The sequence below is a fragment of the Acinetobacter sp. ANC_7682 genome, assembly GCF_056779795.1.
In genome coordinates this window covers 14,140-33,573 of record NZ_JBWYIQ010000020.1, presented here as the reverse complement: position 1 = coordinate 33,573, position 19,434 = coordinate 14,140, and the positions used below count along the sequence as shown (strand labels likewise).

At 39.3% G+C, this 19,434-nt stretch carries 17 protein-coding genes; 6 read left to right on the top strand and 11 right to left on the bottom strand.

What is annotated here, in order from left to right; all coding sequences use genetic code 11:
• Nucleotides 1-1,635, bottom strand: coding sequence for a phospholipase D family protein (locus AC1M9D_RS09250; protein ID WP_481612016.1), 1,635 nt, complete (start codon nucleotides 1,633-1,635; stop codon nucleotides 1-3).
• A gap of 99 nt (nucleotides 1,636-1,734) precedes the next feature.
• Between AC1M9D_RS09250 and AC1M9D_RS09245 the strand changes: the two genes are divergently transcribed.
• Nucleotides 1,735-2,745, top strand: a complete 1,011-nt coding sequence (locus AC1M9D_RS09245; RefSeq protein WP_035270000.1) for a metallophosphoesterase — start codon at nucleotides 1,735-1,737, stop codon at nucleotides 2,743-2,745.
• Nucleotides 2,746-2,788: 43 nt separating this feature from the next.
• On the opposite strand, the gene AC1M9D_RS09240 is transcribed toward AC1M9D_RS09245, so the two are convergent.
• Nucleotides 2,789-4,099, bottom strand: a complete 1,311-nt coding sequence (locus AC1M9D_RS09240) for an MFS transporter (protein WP_035267948.1) — start codon at nucleotides 4,097-4,099, stop codon at nucleotides 2,789-2,791.
• Between the two features lie 141 nt (nucleotides 4,100-4,240).
• A complete protein-coding gene (gene trhA / locus AC1M9D_RS09235; protein WP_481612002.1) occupies nucleotides 4,241-4,879 on the bottom strand; it encodes a PAQR family membrane homeostasis protein TrhA in 639 nt (212 codons plus the stop codon).
• A gap of 103 nt (nucleotides 4,880-4,982) precedes the next feature.
• On the opposite strand from trhA, the gene AC1M9D_RS09230 reads away from it, so the two are divergent.
• Both AC1M9D_RS09230 and AC1M9D_RS09225 read left to right on the top strand, forming a co-directional pair.
• Nucleotides 4,983-6,194 carry a class I SAM-dependent methyltransferase gene (locus AC1M9D_RS09230; protein WP_481589547.1) on the top strand — a complete coding sequence of 404 codons (1,212 nt, stop codon included), beginning with the start codon at nucleotides 4,983-4,985 and terminating at the stop codon, nucleotides 6,192-6,194.
• A gap of 21 nt (nucleotides 6,195-6,215) precedes the next feature.
• Nucleotides 6,216-6,644 carry a GNAT family N-acetyltransferase gene (locus AC1M9D_RS09225; protein WP_092768513.1) on the top strand — a complete coding sequence of 143 codons (429 nt, stop codon included), beginning with the start codon at nucleotides 6,216-6,218 and terminating at the stop codon, nucleotides 6,642-6,644.
• Nucleotides 6,645-6,681: 37 nt separating this feature from the next.
• Here the strand turns inward: AC1M9D_RS09225 and AC1M9D_RS09220 are convergent, their stop codons facing one another.
• From AC1M9D_RS09220 to AC1M9D_RS09200, 5 genes are all read right to left on the bottom strand, one after another.
• Complete coding sequence (locus AC1M9D_RS09220) at nucleotides 6,682-7,011, bottom strand: hypothetical protein (RefSeq protein ID WP_092768515.1); 330 nt, start codon at nucleotides 7,009-7,011, stop codon at nucleotides 6,682-6,684.
• Nucleotides 7,012-7,124: 113 nt separating this feature from the next.
• Nucleotides 7,125-9,257: a 3-hydroxyacyl-CoA dehydrogenase NAD-binding domain-containing protein gene (locus AC1M9D_RS09215; RefSeq protein WP_481612001.1), complete on the bottom strand. Its 2,133-nt coding sequence runs from the start codon at nucleotides 9,255-9,257 to the stop codon at nucleotides 7,125-7,127.
• Nucleotides 9,258-9,268: 11 nt separating this feature from the next.
• The gene (locus tag AC1M9D_RS09210; protein WP_035267939.1) at nucleotides 9,269-10,474 is read right to left on the bottom strand and encodes an acetyl-CoA C-acetyltransferase; all 1,206 of its coding nucleotides are present in this window, start codon (nucleotides 10,472-10,474) and stop codon (nucleotides 9,269-9,271) included.
• Between the two features lie 298 nt (nucleotides 10,475-10,772).
• Entirely contained in the window at nucleotides 10,773-10,964 is a 192-nt protein-coding gene (locus tag AC1M9D_RS09205) for a hypothetical protein (protein WP_481612000.1), read from the bottom strand.
• Nucleotides 10,965-11,214: 250 nt separating this feature from the next.
• Entirely contained in the window at nucleotides 11,215-12,225 is a 1,011-nt protein-coding gene (locus AC1M9D_RS09200; protein ID WP_092768523.1) for an AraC family transcriptional regulator, read from the bottom strand.
• Nucleotides 12,226-12,435: 210 nt separating this feature from the next.
• Between AC1M9D_RS09200 and AC1M9D_RS09195 the strand changes: the two genes are divergently transcribed.
• Entirely contained in the window at nucleotides 12,436-13,554 is a 1,119-nt protein-coding gene (locus AC1M9D_RS09195; RefSeq protein ID WP_481611999.1) for a CaiB/BaiF CoA transferase family protein, read from the top strand.
• A gap of 131 nt (nucleotides 13,555-13,685) precedes the next feature.
• Nucleotides 13,686-14,681, top strand: coding sequence for a DUF2804 domain-containing protein (locus AC1M9D_RS09190; RefSeq protein ID WP_035267932.1), 996 nt, complete (start codon nucleotides 13,686-13,688; stop codon nucleotides 14,679-14,681).
• Nucleotides 14,682-14,735: 54 nt separating this feature from the next.
• On the opposite strand, the gene AC1M9D_RS09185 is transcribed toward AC1M9D_RS09190, so the two are convergent.
• Together AC1M9D_RS09185 and AC1M9D_RS09180 are read right to left on the bottom strand one after the other, a co-directional pair.
• Nucleotides 14,736-15,605 carry a metal-dependent hydrolase gene (locus AC1M9D_RS09185; protein ID WP_481611998.1) on the bottom strand — a complete coding sequence of 290 codons (870 nt, stop codon included), beginning with the start codon at nucleotides 15,603-15,605 and terminating at the stop codon, nucleotides 14,736-14,738.
• Between the two features lie 158 nt (nucleotides 15,606-15,763).
• Entirely contained in the window at nucleotides 15,764-16,639 is an 876-nt protein-coding gene (locus AC1M9D_RS09180; RefSeq protein WP_035267930.1) for a metal-dependent hydrolase, read from the bottom strand.
• Between the two features lie 141 nt (nucleotides 16,640-16,780).
• Here AC1M9D_RS09180 and AC1M9D_RS09175 point away from each other — a divergent pair, with 141 nt between their 5' ends.
• Entirely contained in the window at nucleotides 16,781-17,836 is a 1,056-nt protein-coding gene (locus tag AC1M9D_RS09175) for an AraC family transcriptional regulator (protein WP_481611997.1), read from the top strand.
• A 62-nt stretch (nucleotides 17,837-17,898) separates the two neighbouring features.
• On the opposite strand, the gene AC1M9D_RS09170 is transcribed toward AC1M9D_RS09175, so the two are convergent.
• Nucleotides 17,899-19,236: a Na+/H+ antiporter NhaC family protein gene (locus AC1M9D_RS09170; protein WP_481611996.1), complete on the bottom strand. Its 1,338-nt coding sequence runs from the start codon at nucleotides 19,234-19,236 to the stop codon at nucleotides 17,899-17,901.
• Nucleotides 19,237-19,434 lie beyond the last annotated feature (198 nt).

Genomic DNA, 19,434 nt, shown 5'->3' with positions numbered 1-19,434 from the left:
TTACATGAATCCTTCGATTGGCAACCACGAGATAACTTTCAAGCTTGCTTTTTGCCACCATTTCATTTTTGGTTCTTTGGTATAGATTTTAATACCTTCAGGTGTCGCTTGTTTCCAATTAATATTATTTTGTGAATCTAGAACTAATTTATAAGCATATTTTTTTAGGTTCTGATCCATGGTTTTATGGACAGCTTGCGCTAGGGGCTGGCTGTTTAAAATGACGCCAATTTCAGTATTTAAATTGGCTGAACGTGGATCAAAATTAAATGATCCGATAAATACTTGCTTATCATCCAAAGCCATCATTTTTGCATGCAGGCTTGAGCGACTCAGCCCTTTAAGGCTCACTTTGGACTGCTTAGAAATTTCAATATTATTTTTATTTTGGAATTCTTCTGGCAAAGCAGGGAGGAACTCATATAACTCTACGCCGTTTTGCAGTAAATCTTGTCGGTATTTCGCATAAAACGCATGTACAAGTGCAACATCATTGGCTTTAAAAGAGTTGGTCAGTACGCGAACTTTAATACCATCTTGTGCGATCGCACTTAAGCGTTGCTCACCCTTGCGTTCAGGAACGAAGTAAGCGGAAATGATATCGACACTTTTTTCTGGTTTCTCTAAGCGTTCAACCAGTTGAAAGTTGAGATGTTCCTCTTTCTTTGCTTTCGCTTTGATTTTTTCTGGTGAATCTTTGATGACTTCTGCTTTCACCCAATCCAGCTTAATTTCTTGATTGAGCCAACGATCAAAATCATGAGATTCACGAGTAATTTCAACATAACTACGTACAGCACCATCATCAAAGTGTTCTTGCAGTTGCTGTTTTAAACCGTCATAGCGCAATGTATATTGTTGATGATTGACAATATTTTTAACTGGATAGGCATATCCATGATTCCAGTACTCATCAAATGAGTGTGTAATATCACTTACTGCATGACCGACAAGCATGACATCGACATCTGAAAATTGATATCGGTCACTGACATTGTAGTATTGATTACTCATATTTCGGCCGCCAATCAGGGTAATTTGATTGTCAGCTGTAAACGTTTTGTTGTGCATCCGTCGATTGATACGTTTCAGATCCAAAATCATATCAACGGGTCTAAGGCGTCGGAATTTATAAGGATTGAATAACTTTACGTCAATGTTTTGATGTTGATCCAGCGCGAGATAAATACTTTCCATCGTCTTAGCGTTATTGTCATCCATTAACAATCTGACTTTTACACCACGATCAGCAGCTTGAATGATTTTATAAAGAGCCAATGCACCTACACGGTCGTTATCCCAAATGTAATATTGAAGGTCGAGTGTTTTCTCAGCTTTCTCAATTAATTGAAAACGTGCAGCTATCGCTTCGATTGGATCATATAAAACATGAAAACCTGTTAATTCAGGATTCTTAATTTTCAAAGGTTCGACAATTTGCGCCAATGAAGTGTCATGAGTGTCGATGTCGTACGCATATTGAGGTGCAATAGCTTGTTGAGTAGGTAAAGTTGAGCATGCAGGTAAAGCAAGAACCAAACATGAACTCATGATGAAGCGCATTTTAAAAGATGTTCTCTTTTGGCGATTCAATTGTTGAGATTGATTCTTTTTCATGTGATTTGCTTGCATAATCTATTCTTTGAACTCAGTGTGCTAAAGTATAAAGAGCACCATTTAAAAGATAAATGAACCACTCAGATTATTCGTCTGATTTAATGAAAGAGATTGAATATGTGGACAACAAATAACATCCTTGCTGCGTTCTATATTATTTTCTCGCTCTTCGCTATTTGGGGAGTCACGCAAGCATGGATGAGCCAATCTCGAACTGAAACCATACATCCATTTAAAGCCTTTGTTCATCTCTTGGCATTTTATCTTTCTTATTTACTTGTTCCGTTGTGGTTTTTTAGTATTTTTGCTACTTGGCAAGGTATATTTTCATTGCATGAAGGTGTGTTTATTTTCTTGTTGAGCAGTGTATTGATTTATGCACGTTTCATTGAGCCACATCGTGTAGTAGTGAATAACCTGAGTTACAAGTTAAGTTCGGCGCAACCCTTTAAACATCCGATTAAAGTGGCATTAATTGCAGACTTACATATTGGATTGTTTTCTGGGCATGAAAGACAACTGAAAATTATCGTGAATAAGATTAATCAAGCTCAACCAGATTTAGTAGTTGTGGCAGGAGATTGGACCTATGAACCAGAAAATAAGCTGGCAGAAGAGCTCCGAGTATTAAGAGAAATTCAAGCGCCTGTCTATTCTGTGAATGGTAATCATGATGAGCAATATCCAGGTCCACCAATTCAGGCATTATTAAAAGATGCGCTAGCTTCAAATCAGGTGATGGATATTGAAGGTAAGATTGTTGAGTTTGATGAGTTTAGATTGATTGGTGTGGGGGATTTGTGGGCAGGTAAGGCTGACATGCGGGATATGCCTGATTTACCACAAGATAAGCCGTGGTTAATTCTGTCACATAATCCGGATACGGTGGATATGGTGCCAAAATTGCCAACTCATCCGTTGATGTTGTCAGGGCATACACATGGGGGACAAGTGGAGCTTCCGTGGTTGACAGATTACATCATGAAAAAAGTATCTATCTTGGGTCATAAACGTGGTTTATATAAGCATGAACATGCCAATGTTTATGTGTCCGTAGGTACTGGCATGGTAGGTGTTCCATTCAGATTCAGAGTACCACCGATGATTGATATCATTGAGCTCAGCTAATAAAAAAACCGGCTTAAGCCGGTTTTTTTATTAGCTGAAAGCATCAAATTTGATTATTCACATCATCATGTTTCGTTTCGCGAATCATCAGGAAAGCAATCAGTGAAAGGATTGATGCAGCCGTCAAATAATAGCCTACTGCAGACAAACCATATTCAGTTGCTAATTTCGTTGCAATCAAAGGTGCGAAAGATGCACCAAAAATACCAGCAAGGTTAAATGTTAACGCTGAACCAGTATAACGCACCGATGTCGGGAAGATTTCTGAAAGTACCGTACCGATTGGACCATAGGTTAAGCCCATAATCGCAAGACCAATACATAAGAATAAGAACACAATCAGTGTGCTTCCTGACTCCAACATGTCCGCAAAGAAAATACCAAAAATAGCAGAAATTACACACACCGCAATCGAAGTGGTTTTACGACCGAACTTTTCCGCAAAAATTGCAGAAAGGGGAATAAATGCTGCAAAACAAAGCGTTGCAACCAACTGAAGTTGTAGGAACTCTTCACGAGAGTAACCTAATTGTTTTGTACCCCATTGCAATGCAAATACGGTGGTTAAGTAAAAAACTACGAAAGTACAAATGGCTGCAATCGTTCCGAGTACAAGCATTTTTGAATGCTTTTTAAAAACTTGTACAAAAGGGACATTCACTTCTTTTTGTTTATCCAGCACGTTTTGGAATGCTGGCGTTTCATGCAACTTTAAGCGAATCCACAAGCCTACAATCACCAATAAGGCACTTGAAATAAATGGAATACGCCATCCCCATGACATGAATGCTTCTTCACTCATGAATGCCCCAAGCGTAAGGAAAGAGCCTGTGGCAAGGATGAAGCCGATTGGTGCACCAAGTTGAGGGAACATACCGTACCAAGCACGTTTGCCTTCTGGCGCATTTTCAGTTGCGAGTAGAACTGCACCTGACCATTCGCCACCTAAACCTAAGCCCTGACCTAATCGGCACAAAGCTAAAAGTAAGGGTGCCACAATGCCAATTTGCGCATAGGTTGGAAGTAAACCAATCGCAACGGTAGAAAGTCCCATGGTTAGCAAGGCTGCCACTAAGGTTGCTTTACGACCGATTCGATCTCCCAAATGACCGAATAGTGCGGCGCCGATAGGACGTGCGATGAATGCGATTGCAAAAGTTGCTAATGATTGAATCGTTGCTGTCATAGGATCTGTACTTGTTGGAAAGAACAAGTAGGGGAAAATAATGACTGCAGCTGTTGCGTAAATATAAAAATCGAAGAACTCGATGGTTGTACCAACGAGACTTGCAGTTAATACCCGAGTTTTAGAGTTTGCGGGTTGAGCTTGTTGTGATGCTGTATTAGACGCCATGAGAGACCTTACACTTACTAAAAATAAAAAACTTAGATTTAATAGCGTAATCTTTTTAAAAAAGGCGTAATTTCTTAAAAAAATACGAAATACCAACTCGCTCTACGGTGTTAGGGTTGCTAGACGATGTAGTTGAAGTGGTTATAGCACGTAAAGATAAATAGACAAGAAATGTGATCCTGCACCTATCAATACAAAAATATGCCAGATAGCGTGAGTGTATCTTACCTTTTTTAAAGCATAAAACAATGCGCCTATGGTGTAAGCAAGGCCACCAATTATAAGCAAGGTTAAACTTTGATCAGATAAATATGTGCGCATATCATCAATCACAAGTAATGCTAACCATCCCATTGCGAGATAGGCAAAAAGCGATATTTTTTGAAAATGGTGAATAAACACCAATTTGAATAAAGTCCCAATCGCCGCAATTGCCCAAAGCGCAATTAATAAATAGTGAGCTTTTTGCGTTGGTAAAGCTATAGATAGAAAAGGCGTGTATGTTCCTGCGATGAGATAATAAATAGCCGTGTGGTCCAATTTTTTAAACCAACCCCGACGCTCAGGTGTTTCCGCAAAATGATAAAGACTAGACGCAGTAAAGAGTAGAACTAAACTAAGTCCATAGACCCAAAGCCCGATCCATTGTGCCATAGGATAAGCAGCACCTTTTATAATCAATAAAATGGCACCGATGACGGCCAAGACAGCACCAATGGCATGACTGATGAAATTAATTTTTTCTTCTAATGGATCATACGAAGCAGGAGATGCTTTCATTGTTCACTTACACATTTAATTATACATCTGTATCGTAATTGAATTTTGCTTTTCGCGTAAGACGCATTAAAATTTAATAGCATTTCTTTTTTTGGCACTGTTTATGACCGTTTCGGCATCCTCCACACCGCAAGAGCAACAATTTCTTGAAGCATTTCATCAAGCATTAGCTTCTCAGCGTTTTGATCGTATGATTCTGAGTCAGTATCAGGGCGAGATAGAAGCTTTAGAGAAGATGACTTTACGCATGATTCGATTACAAGATGAATGGATGCTGAATGTTCTGTATCGCTTTAAAACTCAAGATGTGACCAAAAATTTTCCAATTGATGAAGCTGATCCGTTGGTGAGTAAATTGGTCAGTGAATGCAAACAAGCCAATCTTTTTACATTGGACAGCGAGTTACAGCTCAAGAAAAATAAGAAAAAAGCGATCTTAACTCAAAGTAAAAAGGCTTCAGTCTCCAAGATCATTGAAAAATCACACGACCGTCAAAAACACCGTTTTGTTGAGCAAGAAAGTTATTTTCTTCAACCGTTGGGTATTACGGATCAAAAAGAACAAATTATTCCAAGCATGGCGCGTAAGTGGAAACAGATTAATAAATTTGTTGAGATTTGCTCAGGCGCATTAAACCAAATTCAAGTTGATCAGCAGCTCAACGTTGTCGATTTTGGCTCAGGTAAAGGTTATCTCACCTTTGCACTGTATGACTACTTACAAAAAAATGATTATAATCCTTATGTTACAGGTGTGGAACTGAACGAGAAAATGGTTCAATTCTGTCAAGATGTTGCCCGTAAATCAGATTTTAAGCATTTAGATTTTTTCCAAGGAGATGTACGAACTTACTCGCCTGAAAAACTCGATGTCATGATTGCGTTGCATGCCTGTGATGTAGCAACTGATTTTGCGATTCATACCGGTATTCGATTGAATGCGCAAATGATTATGTGCGCGCCGTGCTGCCACAAAGAGTTGAGACCTCAAATGCAAAGTCCCTCTGTATTAAAACCAATGTTGCAGTTTGGTATTCATGAGGGGCAACAAGCTGAAATGCTGACAGATACAATTCGAGCGCTATTGTTAAAAGCCTATGGTTACGAGACTAAAGTTTTTGAATTTGTGGCTTTGGAACATACCAGCAAAAATAAAATGATTTTAGCCACCAAGCGCAAAGATTTGAATGCACCAGATCAGCAAGTGTTAGATCAAATAATTGCATTAAAAAATATGTATGGTATTCAAAAGCACTCATTAGAGTTGCTTCTAAAAGGAGAGTGGGAGCAACAAAATATTGGTGAAAAGTGCTAACACACCTTTGGGAATTAACACATGAGTAATGTCTTCGATGTTCAAGTAGGTTCATGGTCGCAATTAAAGTGCTACGCGATGCAGATACGAGAGCAAGTATTTATTCTGGAACAACAAATTTCACCTGAAGACGAATGGGATATGGAAGATGAGACATCGATTCATTTCGTTGTTTTCCATGAAGGTGAGGCAATCGCCACGGCTCGACTACTTCAAAACCATAGTATTGGAAGGGTAGCAGTCATAAAGGCTTATCGAGGAAAAGGTGTTGGGTTTGAGCTCATGAAATTTATAATTGAGTTTGCTCAAAGGGAAAAGCGACCAACCTTGAATCTTTCTGCTCAAGTTCATGCATTACCATTTTATCAACGTTTAGGGTTTGAGCCCCAAGGTAAGGAATACTTAGATTGTGGTATTCCTCATGTTTATATGACGATGCAGCTTGAATAAAAAAACGGAGCCAATGCTCCGTTTTTTCATCACAAAATCAATGACTATGTGAACTTGATTCACCATCATGTGTATGACTATGTTCGCCCATTGCTGCGTGTTCTTCTTCAGTCATATTGTGTCCAGTTGCACTAGCTTGAGCAGCTTTGTTGGCTTCGATTTTTGCTGCTGCTTCTTCAGACATCACAGGTGATGCTTTGAATGCATGATGTTCACTGGTTTCTGTTCGTTGTTTACTTGGCATATAGTCAGGTTCATTTTCAATGGCTACATAGAAAATCACCATAAATATAATACTTAAAATGATCGCGATAATTAGCGCTTTCCAACCCCAAGGAGATTTTTCTGGTGAAGAATGATCAGTCATAATGCTATACCAAGTTGGGTAAAATGAATCTGAGAATATGTTACTTTATAACACATATTTATCGACAAGACCGAAAAAAACCTCTCCTAAGAGAGGTTTTTAATTTATATCAATCAGATTGATTGACCAGACTGAACTTTGTCCTTGAGGAGTTGAGGTGCTTTAAAACGCTCACCATACTTCGCTTCAAGCTGATTCGCGCGCTCAAGCGCTTGTGCGAGTCCATATTGATTGAGGAACTGTAAAGCGCCGCCAGTCCAAGGGGCGAATCCTATGCCAAAAATAGAACCGATATTTCCATCAATGACAGACTCTAAAACACCCTCTTCAAGACAACGTAAGGTATCTAAAGATTGCACAAACAAGAAGCGATCAATCATTTCTTGCTCAGAAATATCAGTCTCTTTCGTCCAATGGTTTAAACCATCCCAAAGGTATTTTTTACCACTTTCAGGATATTCATAAAAACCAGCACCAGCAGCTTTCCCTTTACGCCCAAACTCATGGATCATTTGCTTTAAAACATCTTCAGCAGGGGAGTGTGGTAAATCTTTGCCTTCAGCCTGAAGCGCTTTACGCGTTTCGTTGGTCACATGCTCAGACAAGGTTAATGCGACTTCATCTTGGATTGCTAATGGACCGACTGGCATACCTGCTTTTAAAGCAGCCATTTCAATTTTGGCTGGATGTACTCCCTCAGCCAGTAAACGCAAACCTTCGTTGACAAAAGTACCAAATACGCGGCTGGTGAAGAAACCACGACTATCATTCACAACGATAGGTGTTTTTCCAATTTGTTGAACATAATCATAGGCTTTAGCTAGTGTCTCAGCTGAAGTCTCTTTACCTTTAATAATTTCAACCAACTGCATTTTATCAACAGGGCTAAAGAAATGCAGTCCAATAAAGTTTTTCGCATCTTTGCTTGCTGTTGCAAGACCTGTGATCGGTAAGGTGGATGTATTAGAAGCCATCACACCGCCGTCAACCAAATATTGCTCAGCTTCTTGAGTTACTTTGGCTTTGAGTTCTTGATTTTCGAATACAGCTTCAATGATTAAATCACAGCCTTGTAGATCGGATGCATTTGCTGTAGGGGTAATGAGAGATAAAATTTGTTCGCGCTTTTCAGCAGTCATTCGACCTTGTGAAACACGTTTATCTAACAGTTTTTGACTATATGCCTTACCTTTTTCTGCATTTTCAATCGATACATCTTTAAGGACGACTTGAATCCCCTTAATCGCTGTCGAGTAGGCAATGCCAGCGCCCATCATTCCAGCGCCTAAAACACCTACTTTCGTCGCTTGCCATTTTGCAGGCTCTTTAGGGCGGCTTTCACCTGATTTGATTGCATTCAGTCCATGCCAGAAAGTACCAATCATGTTTTTCGCAACTTGACCAGTTGCCAAATACGTAAAATAGCGAGATTCAATGGTTAATGCAGTATCAACATCTACCTGAGCACCTTCAACGGCAGCAGCCATAATGGCTTCAGGGGCTGGATAGCAACCTTTTGTTTTATCACGCAGCATCGCTGGTGCAATCGCAAGGACTTGAGCCACTTGAGGTGATGATGGCGTACCACCTGGAATTTTGTATCCTTTAACATCGAATGGTTGTTGAGATTTTGGATTTGCTTTAACCCAAGCAATCGCTTTATCCATGAGCTCTTGTTCAGAATCAGCCGTATCTTGAATTAAGCCTAGAGATTTTGCTTTTTCTACACCAAATTGTTTACCTTCCATCAAGAAAGGAAAAGCATTCTGCAAGCCGAGCAGTCGTACCATACGCACGATACCACCGCCACCTGGTAACAATCCTAAGGTAACTTCAGGTAGACCAAATTTCGCTTTAGGATCATTTAATGCAATACGAGCATGACAGCCTAGTGCGATTTCCCAACCACCACCGAGAGCTGTTCCATTTAATGCAGCAACAACAGGTACACCCAAGGTTTCAATATAGCGGAATTCCGCTTTCATTTTTTGGATCATGTCAAAGAATTCAGTGGCGTGTTCTGGTTGAGCTTGAATCAACTCATCCAAATCACCGCCTGCAAAAAAGGTTTTCTTTGCAGATTTAAAAATGATACCTGTAATGCCAGATTCGGCTTTCAGTTTTGTTACCGTCTCTTCCAAAGCAACTCGGAAATCTGCATTCATGGTATTGGCAGACTGATTAGGTGAGTCTAAGGTGAGAATAACAATGCCATCAGCATTTTTTTCAAATTGAATTGCACTCATTATTCTTCTCCTTATACCAATTCAATGATCGTTGCGATACCCATACCACCACCTACACACAGTGTAGCCAAGCCACGTTTTTTACCTTGACGCTCAAGTTCATCGAGCAACGTACCTAAAATCATGGCACCTGTCGCACCGAGTGGATGACCCATTGCAATTGCACCACCATTTACATTGACTTTTGCAGGATCGACATTGAGTTCATTAATAAAGCGCATTACTACAGCCGCAAACGCCTCGTTCACTTCAAATAAATCGATATCATCAATGGTTAAGCCAGCTTTTTCCAAAGCTTTGCGTGCCGCAGGTGCTGGACCAGTTAACATGATTGTTGGATCAGTTCCGACAAGCGCAGTTGCTAATACTTTGGCACGTGGTTTTAAGCCTTGTTCTTGAACCGCTTTTTCAGATGCAAGTAGAACAACAGCAGCGCCGTCTACAATGCCTGAAGAGTTTCCTGCATGGTGAACGTGATTAATCTTCTGAGCTTCTGGATATTTTTGTAATGCGACTGCATCAAATCCCATACCGCCCATCATTTCAAAGCTTGGATTTAATTTGGCTAAGCCTTCAACGGTAGTCGTTGGTTTGATGAACTCGTCTTTATCTAAAACGACAACGCCAGCTTTATCTTTTACTGGTACAACTGATTTATTGAAGTAACCATTCGCTTGAGCCGCTGCTGCTTTCTTTTGTGAATCTGCAGCAAAAGCATCTACATCAGCACGAGAGTATCCATCTAAAGTTGCGATTAAATCAGCACCAATCCCTTGTGGAACAAAGGTAGATTTCAGGTTTGTTTCTGGATCGAGTGCCCATGGTCCACCATCGGAGCCCATTGGAATACGCGACATTGACTCTACACCACCTGCAACGACAACATCTTCCCAGCCTGAACGAACTTTCTGTGCAGCAAGATTGACAGCTTCTAGTCCTGAAGCACAAAAACGGTTGATTTGAACGCCTGCTACATCATCATTCCAGCCTGCAGCAATTGCAGCAGTTTTAGCAATATCACCGCCTTGATCACCAATTGGAGTTACACAACCCAGCACGATGTCATCGACTTTAGAAGTATCGAGTTGATGGCGAGTTTGAAGTTCATTTAACAGCGTTGTGAGTAATGTGATTGGTTTTACTTCATGTAAAGAACCATCTTTTTTTCCTTTTCCGCGTGGTGTGCGAATGGCATCAATGATGTAAGCCTCGCTCATAATAGTTCCTTTTTTATAGGTTGAAATTGTTATGGTGTTTTGAGTGTAGATGATCTATGTGATTGTGCAATGACGAGAACGGATGAGTCGTTTGATATTTTTGGTCACTGAAAAATTAAGTGTTTTAAATTGTGAAATGAAAGTTTTTGACGAATTAAAAAAATTTGTATTGCGAATGCTTTGATTATAATTTTGCTATATCAAATCTTTGGCGCTTGATATGGCAAGCTTTACACCATAAGAACCTTCATCATCTTTATCAACATACCAACCACCGTTAATTACAGCGGGCACTTTTTTATTGATAATCTGCCCTTTCAGCTTCTAATTTACTTAAATAGCCAACTGTTAATCCGTTGATTTCAACTTTGATTGCATTTGGATCGTATTGGTTAAATGGTTCTGACAGAACATGAGCAGTACATTCATGAAATTTAGATACAGCTTTTTTTTGACCAGCTATTTTAAGTAAATTTTTTTTGATATGCATTTTCTCCGACGATATTATAAGTGTACTGTATATCAGCTTGAGGTCGAGAGCTGTGCGATTTTACACTGTAAAAATAAATTGCTATTCCAATCAAAATTGAGATTAAGATTGCAGTAAGTGTCATCTTATTATTCCTTTAAATATTACGAATATTTTAATTTCAACTTGAATATTTTTGTTAAATAAGCACTTAAATCCATATGTAAAAAAAAAGCCTGAACAATGTCAGACTTTTTTATGTTTGACTAAATTAATGATAACCATGTAATTGACGATACAGTCCTGGTGTTACCCCTGTCCACTTTTTAAATGCTCGGTGGAAGGTACTGGTTTCACTAAAGCCGACTTGTTGTGCCACATCTTCTAAAGTTAAAGATGGGTTTAACAGTAAGTGAATTGCAGCGTCTCGACGTAAGGCATCTTTTACACCTTGATAGCTCTTACCTTCAGCAGCTAAGCGACGGCGAAGCGTCTGTGGTGATAAATAAAGCATGGCTGCAACATCATTTAATGTTGGCATTTCTTCACCAATTTGGCTCTTCAATACTTCACGAATACGTGATGTGAGCGAATTGGTATTTTTGAATTTCACCAACAGTTTCGCTGGAGCACCTTTTAGAAACTCTTCCAAGGTGTTTTCATCTTGGCGAATTGGAAGATCTAAGTAGTCTGCAGCAAATGTGATTTCAGTACGAGCTGAATCAAATTGGATTACTGGCGCAAAAAATAACGCATCATATTCATCTGCATGTTGTGGGCGTGGATATGAAAAATGTACACGCTCTAACGGGATACGACGCTCAATGAGCCACGATGCCAAACCATGCCAGATCATGAGCATACTTTCAGTAATGAAATGGTCAGGATCCATTGTTTTTGGAATGAGTGGAACTAAGCGTGCTTCATGCTTATCGCGCTCTAAAGTCACAGACCACTCATCACCAAATAACTTGTAGAACTGTGATGATAACTCAAGCGCATCACCTAAAGTTTTGGCATGTATGATCAATTGACACATGATCGCAAAGGTCCCTAAGCGACGTGGCTGGATATCAAAACCAACGTGTTCATCTTGGGTGACCATCCACAGCATTTTAACAAAGCGTGTGTACTGCTCAGGAGAAATACGTGCTTTAGGTTGGCGGAGTAGTTCAGCTTCAATGCCGACATGTGAAAGTAAAGTGTCAACATCCATCCCCAGACGTTTTACCCCAGTCAGGGCTGCATTCACAAAATGGATACTTATCGTATCGCGACTCATGTTAAATCCTTCAGTCTCTTTGATGTTCACTGCTACTTGACCTAAATGACACAAAAAATAATTTAATTGGCAATTATCACTAGAGTAATTGCTCTTTTACATCATAAATTGCCGAAATGATCAAGGTAAATGGCTGAACATGACATTGTTAATCTTGTTTTATATTTCTATTATGGGTGAAAAATCAACATATTCTTGGTGAAAATAACAATGACAGCTGCATTAAAGGGATTGAAAGTTTTAGATTTTTCCACATTATTACCCGGACCCTTTGCGACCTTGTACTTAGCAGATCTAGGGGCAGAGGTGGTCCATATAGAGTCACCAAATCGACCAGACCTTGTCAGAATGTTGCCACCTTATGCAAATGGTCAAGCCACGGCGCACAGTTATTTGAATCGCAACAAGCAGTCGATTGCTCTAGATTTAAAAGATAGTCAGAGTATTGAACTCATTAAATCAAAAATTTCAGAATACGATATCGTGATTGAGCAGTTCCGTCCTGAAGTGATGCGACGTTTAGGACTCGACTATCAAACTTTATCTGAAATAAACCCACGTCTGATTTATTGTTCAATAACAGGATATGGGCAAACAGGTCCTTATAAAGATAAAGCGGGACATGACATTAACTATGTATCGCTCTCAGGGATTGCTGGGCATTCAGGTCGGCAGGAAAGTGGACCACCACCTATGGGGATTCAAATTGCTGATGTCGCAGGCGGTTCTTTACACGCAGTGATCGGCATTTTAACAGCCGTGATTGAAAGGCAACGGAGTGGTTTAGGTCAATATATTGATATCTCTATGACGGATTGTGCGGTGACCTTAAACAATATGGCCGCGGCAGCTGTACTTGCAGGTGGGCAGAATCAGTACCCTGAAAATGAACATCTGAACGGGGGAACATTTTATGACTATTATCAAACGCAAGACGGGCGCTATATCTCAATTGGAAGTTTAGAACCTCAATTTATGACAGGTCTGGCAACTGTATTAGAACTGCCTATCTTATTGGAAAAAGGAACTTCATTTGATGTTGAAGATCGAAAAGCAGTCAAGACTGCCATCGCTGATAAAATCAGGGAAAAAAGTTTTGATGTATGGCGTAAAACATTTTCTGAATTAGACGTATGTGTAGAACCTGTGTTAAATCTAGACGAAGCTCTGACGTCAGATTTGGCTCAACAACGTGCTTGGACAGTAGATGTACCTCTAAGGAAAGATGCAAATGAGGTAGAAAAACAGTTGGCTTGTCCAATTAAATTTTCAAGATCCAAGGCACAATATCATTATATCGGCCAAACACTGGGTGAAGGGAACTGGTAGTCAAAGTATTGAATATATAAGAAAAAAGAGGCGGTCTGTATCGGTTCTTTAATCTATGTTTTCATACAGTAAATGAAATACTTTAGACTAAAGTCTATAATTGTCATGGAATGAAATTAGGCTGAGTCCCAATGGATTTAATTCAAGTAAATGGTCAACCGCGCTATGGGCGTTTTACAGAATTGCCAAGTGCAATTTCTGTCTCAAAATATATTTATAAAACGCCATATGGCAAAGTGCTCAAAGGATGGAGAAAAAAACTTAAATATAAGAAATTTAAGTTTTGTAGTATCCAACATGAGCATTACAGCATTGGGATGGCTATCGTCGATATCGCTTGGGCGGGACATGGTTTCATCTATATTTATGACCATAACACCGGACAAGTCGTCGAGTGGAATGCGATTAATGTATTGGCGCTCAGTACGGTTCTAGATGAACAGCCACTATTTAATCATAGCCATTTTCAACATGGAAAAATCCAACTCGATATCCAACATGCCAATGGTGTTCGTTATATCAAAGTGATCAAACATGGTGAAGAAAAACTGTCTGCGCGAATCTTTTGTGCTGGAACAGATCCTTTGTCGATGTGCAGTCCTACTGGGATTAATGGTTGGACCTATACTCAGAAACTAACTACATTGGCCGTTGAAGGGTATTTCATTAATAAACAAAAAGAAAAAATTGAATTTAACTCACGAACTTTTGCTTCGCTTGATGATACTTGCGGTTTTCTAAGACCTGAAACGGCTTGGTTTTGGCTATCTTCTAATTTTTGGGATGCGCAAGGAAACCGTGTGGGTTTGAATCTTGCCTCTGGCGTGAATGAAAGTTTTGGCAATGAAAACTGTTTGTGGATTAATGGGCGCCTTTATGCGTTGACGGATGTTCTTTTTGAAATGCAAAATGATCAGATGTGGACCATACGATCTATGGATGACAAATTACAATTGACCATTGAAACAGGCTGGCGTCGTTATGAAAATCTTAATCTTAGAATGGTAGGCAGCCAGTTCAGTCAGTGGCAATCTAAAATTACGGGTTTTATTATTTCAGATGATGGTCAGCATATTGAGCTTAATCAAGAGTATGGACTATTAGAGCAACATTACGCTAAATGGTAATGGCGTCCTAACAACAAAAAAGTCCGATTGATCGGACTTTTTTTACATTCTTTTTTATATCGCAGCTTGCCAAAAAGCTTCACCTGCTTCAATTGGATCTTGAGTTTCAGCGAGCGTATCAACCCAAACTTGGTATTGATGAATAATAGGGTGTTGGTTTGGGTGAAAATCAGGTTTAAACCAGTCTAAATATTCTCGTTTTTTTGCCGTTAAAATGCCATCTTTTCCAAGCAGCCATTTCAAGCCCTGAGCAAACATTTTTAACCTTTCAATTCGAGTAAAACCATCTTGTTTGAGAAGTCCATGTGTTCTTTGCATGGTAAATCCAAACATCATAAGCGTAACTAAAACCAAGGCGGTATAACGTGTAAGGTTTGAAGTCTGCGCTACCTCGATCATGACATCATAAGCTACATCGCGATGTTCCATTTCTTCAATACTATGCCATGCAAATAAACCACGGACAAAAGGATGTGCATGGGCCATCGTACTTTTATGACTGAAAAATGTCGTTGCCATTAAAGCGGTTAAGTGTTCGCATGAAGCGGTGATCGCAATATTAAAACGATCAGGATACCTTTTTAACGCATGTTTGAAACGTTGATTGACTTGATGAATATATTTTTCAATCGGCATACCTTGCTCAATTAAAATTTTATTCATTTTGTCATGGGCAATACCGTGTTGCGCTTCTTGTTGAATAAAGTCTTTCACACGTTTGGCTAAGACAGGATCTTGAATATGCGGTTGAAATAGTCGGACACACTGTATGAAATATCGTTCTCCATCTGGAAATGTCAAACTCAAAGCATCAAATACACGTGTTTTAAAAGGATCGTTGTTAAACCAAAATCGTGGTACTTCGTTAAGTCGGAAATCAAGGTGCTTACGAATCACTGGATGGTATGTGGTAATTGCATTCATTTTATTTTTTATCACTTATGCTGAAAGAACAAGTATGTAAAAAAATCACATTGAGGTCATTATCTCTACAGGACAAAAGAAGAGAGAAGGAGATTAAAACTGTAAGTAATGTCGGCTAAATCATCCGAATAAAAATGATTTAGCCGGCGATAGGAATATTATCGAGCTGCTTGCCAGAATGCTTCACCAGCTTGAATTGGATCATTGGTCTCGGCTAATGTTTTTACCCAGACATCATATTGGGCAATCACAGGATGTTGGCTTGGATGGAAGTCTTTTTTAAACCAATCTAAGTATGGACCTTTCATTCTCGTTAACATGCCATTTCGACCGATAAACCATGGAAGTCCTTTGACGGTCATTTTGAAACGGTCTAAACGACTAAATCCGTCATACTTCAACATGATATTGGCACGATAAGTTGTAAATCCAAGCATCATGAAAGTTGTAAATGCCAAAGCAAATTGTCGAGTAAGTTCTGGAACATCACCGACTTGTTTCATGACATCAAAAGCCACATCACGATGCTCCATCTCTTCGATAGCATGCCATGCTAAAAGCGCGCGCACATAGGGGTGAGCATCTTCAAGGGTTGCTTTTTGACTATAAAAAGTATCAGCCATTAATGCAGTTAAGTGTTCGGCTGCAGCAGTCATGGCAATATTATATTGAGGTGAACGACGTGTCAGTTCGAATTTAAAAATTTTGTTAAGAACCTTAATAAATTGATCGACAGGCATACCTTGATCTTTCATGACCTGATTCATCTTGTCATGCGCAATTCCATGCTGTGCTTCTTGTCGAATAAAATCTGCGACGCGTTTTTGTAATTCAGGGTCTTTGATTTTATCTCTAAATAATCGAACTGATTCAATGAAGTAGCGCTCTCCGTCTGGGAAAGTTAGACTCAATGCATCAAACATACGGGTTTTGAATGGATCTCCACCAAACCAAAAACGAGGAATTTCTGAGAGCTTGAAATTGAGATTCGTGCGTACGACAGGATCAACCTGATATTTTACCAATGCGTTCATCTTATTTTCATTCATCCGCTTTAGATCGTTTAAGTATGTATGGCATTGGTCTGATTGTTTTGACAGTACTTGCCATTTTTTATACATTTTACGACAAATGAAAATGAATAAAGTCAAATTTGCCTAAAGGAATAGTGCATCGTGAAAGATATTCAAATACCCAATGGATATTTCCATTTATGGCAAACATTTATTCAAGTGAAACAGCTCGATAAAGAGATAAAGACTGCATTAAATCAGGATGTTGATACGCTGAATAAGATTTTGGCAGCACCGATTGCCATGCAATCATCTTATTCTTTTTTCTTAAAGCTTAATTCTCTCACGCAGGTTTATTTGAATCGCGCCAATTATATTTTTGAAATGGCTCAATATGTGAAACCTGAGCATTTTGGTGTGCTTGGATATATGGCTACACGAAGTGAGACGGTGGCGGAAGCACTGAACTATATTTTAAGATTTAGCCGCTTGGTGATTGATGGTGAAGAGATTACACCCATGCAGATCCATCAGGACGGTGATATACTGATTTTAAGCTGGCCGTTTATTTGTGATGACTATAATTTTATCAATGAGTTGACGAATGCCATGATGGTCTCATTGGCGAAGCAAATATTAGTGCATGATACCTTTCCACTGTATAAAGTGATCATGGCGCATGAAGCTATCGCACCATTGTATGAATATCAAAAGTTCTATGGTTGTCAGGTAGAGTTCAGCCAAGTTGAATATCAGTTTCAAATTCGCACTCAGGGGTTGCAGCTAAAACCCCAACAAGCAGATCCTTCACTTATGCAATTGTTGGTTCAACAAGCGGAAGAGGCGATTGCATCAAAACCAGTGCAATCGAGTCTTGATCGGCAACTCCACTTAATTATTGCTGAGTATTTGCGTATTCGTCACGAAGCGCCAAAGATTGAAGATATTGCGACAGAATTATGTTTGTCGGTGAGGACTTTGCAACGACAATTAAAAGATCGCGGAACATCATTTAAACGCATACTTGAGCAAGAGCGGATGTCACAATGTGAGCGCCTATTAAATCAGGGGCTAGAGTTAACGGATATCGCAGTGCAACTCGGTTACTCAGATCAGTCTGCGCTTGCTAGAGCATTTAAAATGTATAATGGAATAACGCTGTTGCAGTTTAAAAAACAACTTAAACAACGACCAACTCACCACCATAATCTAAGTTAGATTATGGAAATAAAAAAGGTAAGCATGTAGCTTACCTTTAAAGACTTAATTTTTATGCCAGTCTAAAATTGATTCATCTGTATTTTGGGATATCTAAAAGCAATGGAGAGTATAGCAATCACCGCTAAGATCCAGCAGTAATAAACGTTTTGGATCATTTCCATTGGCGATAATTTTGCAATTGAACACGCCAATAATAATTGTGCGCCAAACGGAATTAAGCCTTGAACAACACAAGAAAAAATATCCAACAAAGCAGCCGAGCGTTTTGGGTCAACACCATATTCTTTAGCAACTTCACGAGCCATATCGCCAGATAGAATAATGGCAACCGTATTATTTGCCACAAAGAAATTAGACAAGATTACCAGAAGGCAGATTCCGATTTCACCAGCTCTTTGCGTTCCCACTTTGAATAAACGCGTAAGTTGATAAATGCGTTGTATTAGCCACTCTAAGCCACCTTCTTTTTGCATAATGGCTGAAATACCACCGAGTAACATTGAAAGAAGCGCGACTTCAAACATGCCCACAAATCCATCGTAAATGGCACTGTTTAATTTAAGTAGGTTAAAGTCGGGGGCTTGAATCAGACCTACAAGTCCAGATATAACAATGCCCAGCATAAGTACAGCCAACACATGTAATCGGGTAAAAGCCAAAGCAAATACAGCTAAATAAGGCAAAATCAGCCAAAAATTATAGTCATTGAAAGAGATTTGTTGCGTATCACGACTCATCACAAAATAAATCAAAATCGTGAAAAGTGCTGCTGGTACTGCAATCCATACATTGACTTTAAATTTATCTTTTAGTTCTACACGTTGACTACGAGTTGCGGCGATAGTGGTATCTGAAATCATAGACAAGTTATCACCAAACATGGCTCCTCCAACCACAGCACCAATCGCAACAACAGGATTTATATCGGTGACTTGAGTGAAGCCAAATGCGATCGGCGCACAAGCAGCAATAGTACCCATCGAGGTGCCCATCGCAGTAGCAATAAACGCTGAAATAACAAAGAGCATTGGCAGGACAAAAGCCGAAGGAATGAGAGATAAACCTAATTGTACTGTTGCATCAACACTACCAATGGCACTACTAATACTGGCAAAAGCACCTGCCAGCATAAAGACCATAAACATTAAAATAAGATTAGGATGGCTTGCCCCACGGAGAAACTCATCTATACCTGTGTTTAATTTGCCACGATAAAGTAATACCGCAAGAATGAGGGCAGGGATAGCAGCAATGGGTGCTTTAATTTGGTAGAAGGCAAACTCAGTGCCAATCAGAGTGTGATAAATACCGCTGCCCAAAAAAATGGCTAAAAACACAATAAGCGGTAGAAGGGCAAGCGCTCGCGGAGAAGCTTTGCCTGGGGAGATTGTGGTCATAACATAAGAAATAAAAGAGTAAGCATGTATAGTATAGAACAGCTTTGGCTAATTCAGAAAAGTTAAAATGTAAGTGCTAAGCTATTTGTTTTTAAACATTTTTAATCAATAAACATAAGTTCATATAAATATTCATGATTTAGAAAAAACAGAAAAAATCGAGCTTTTTGATCATTGTTAAAAAAATCAAAACATTGA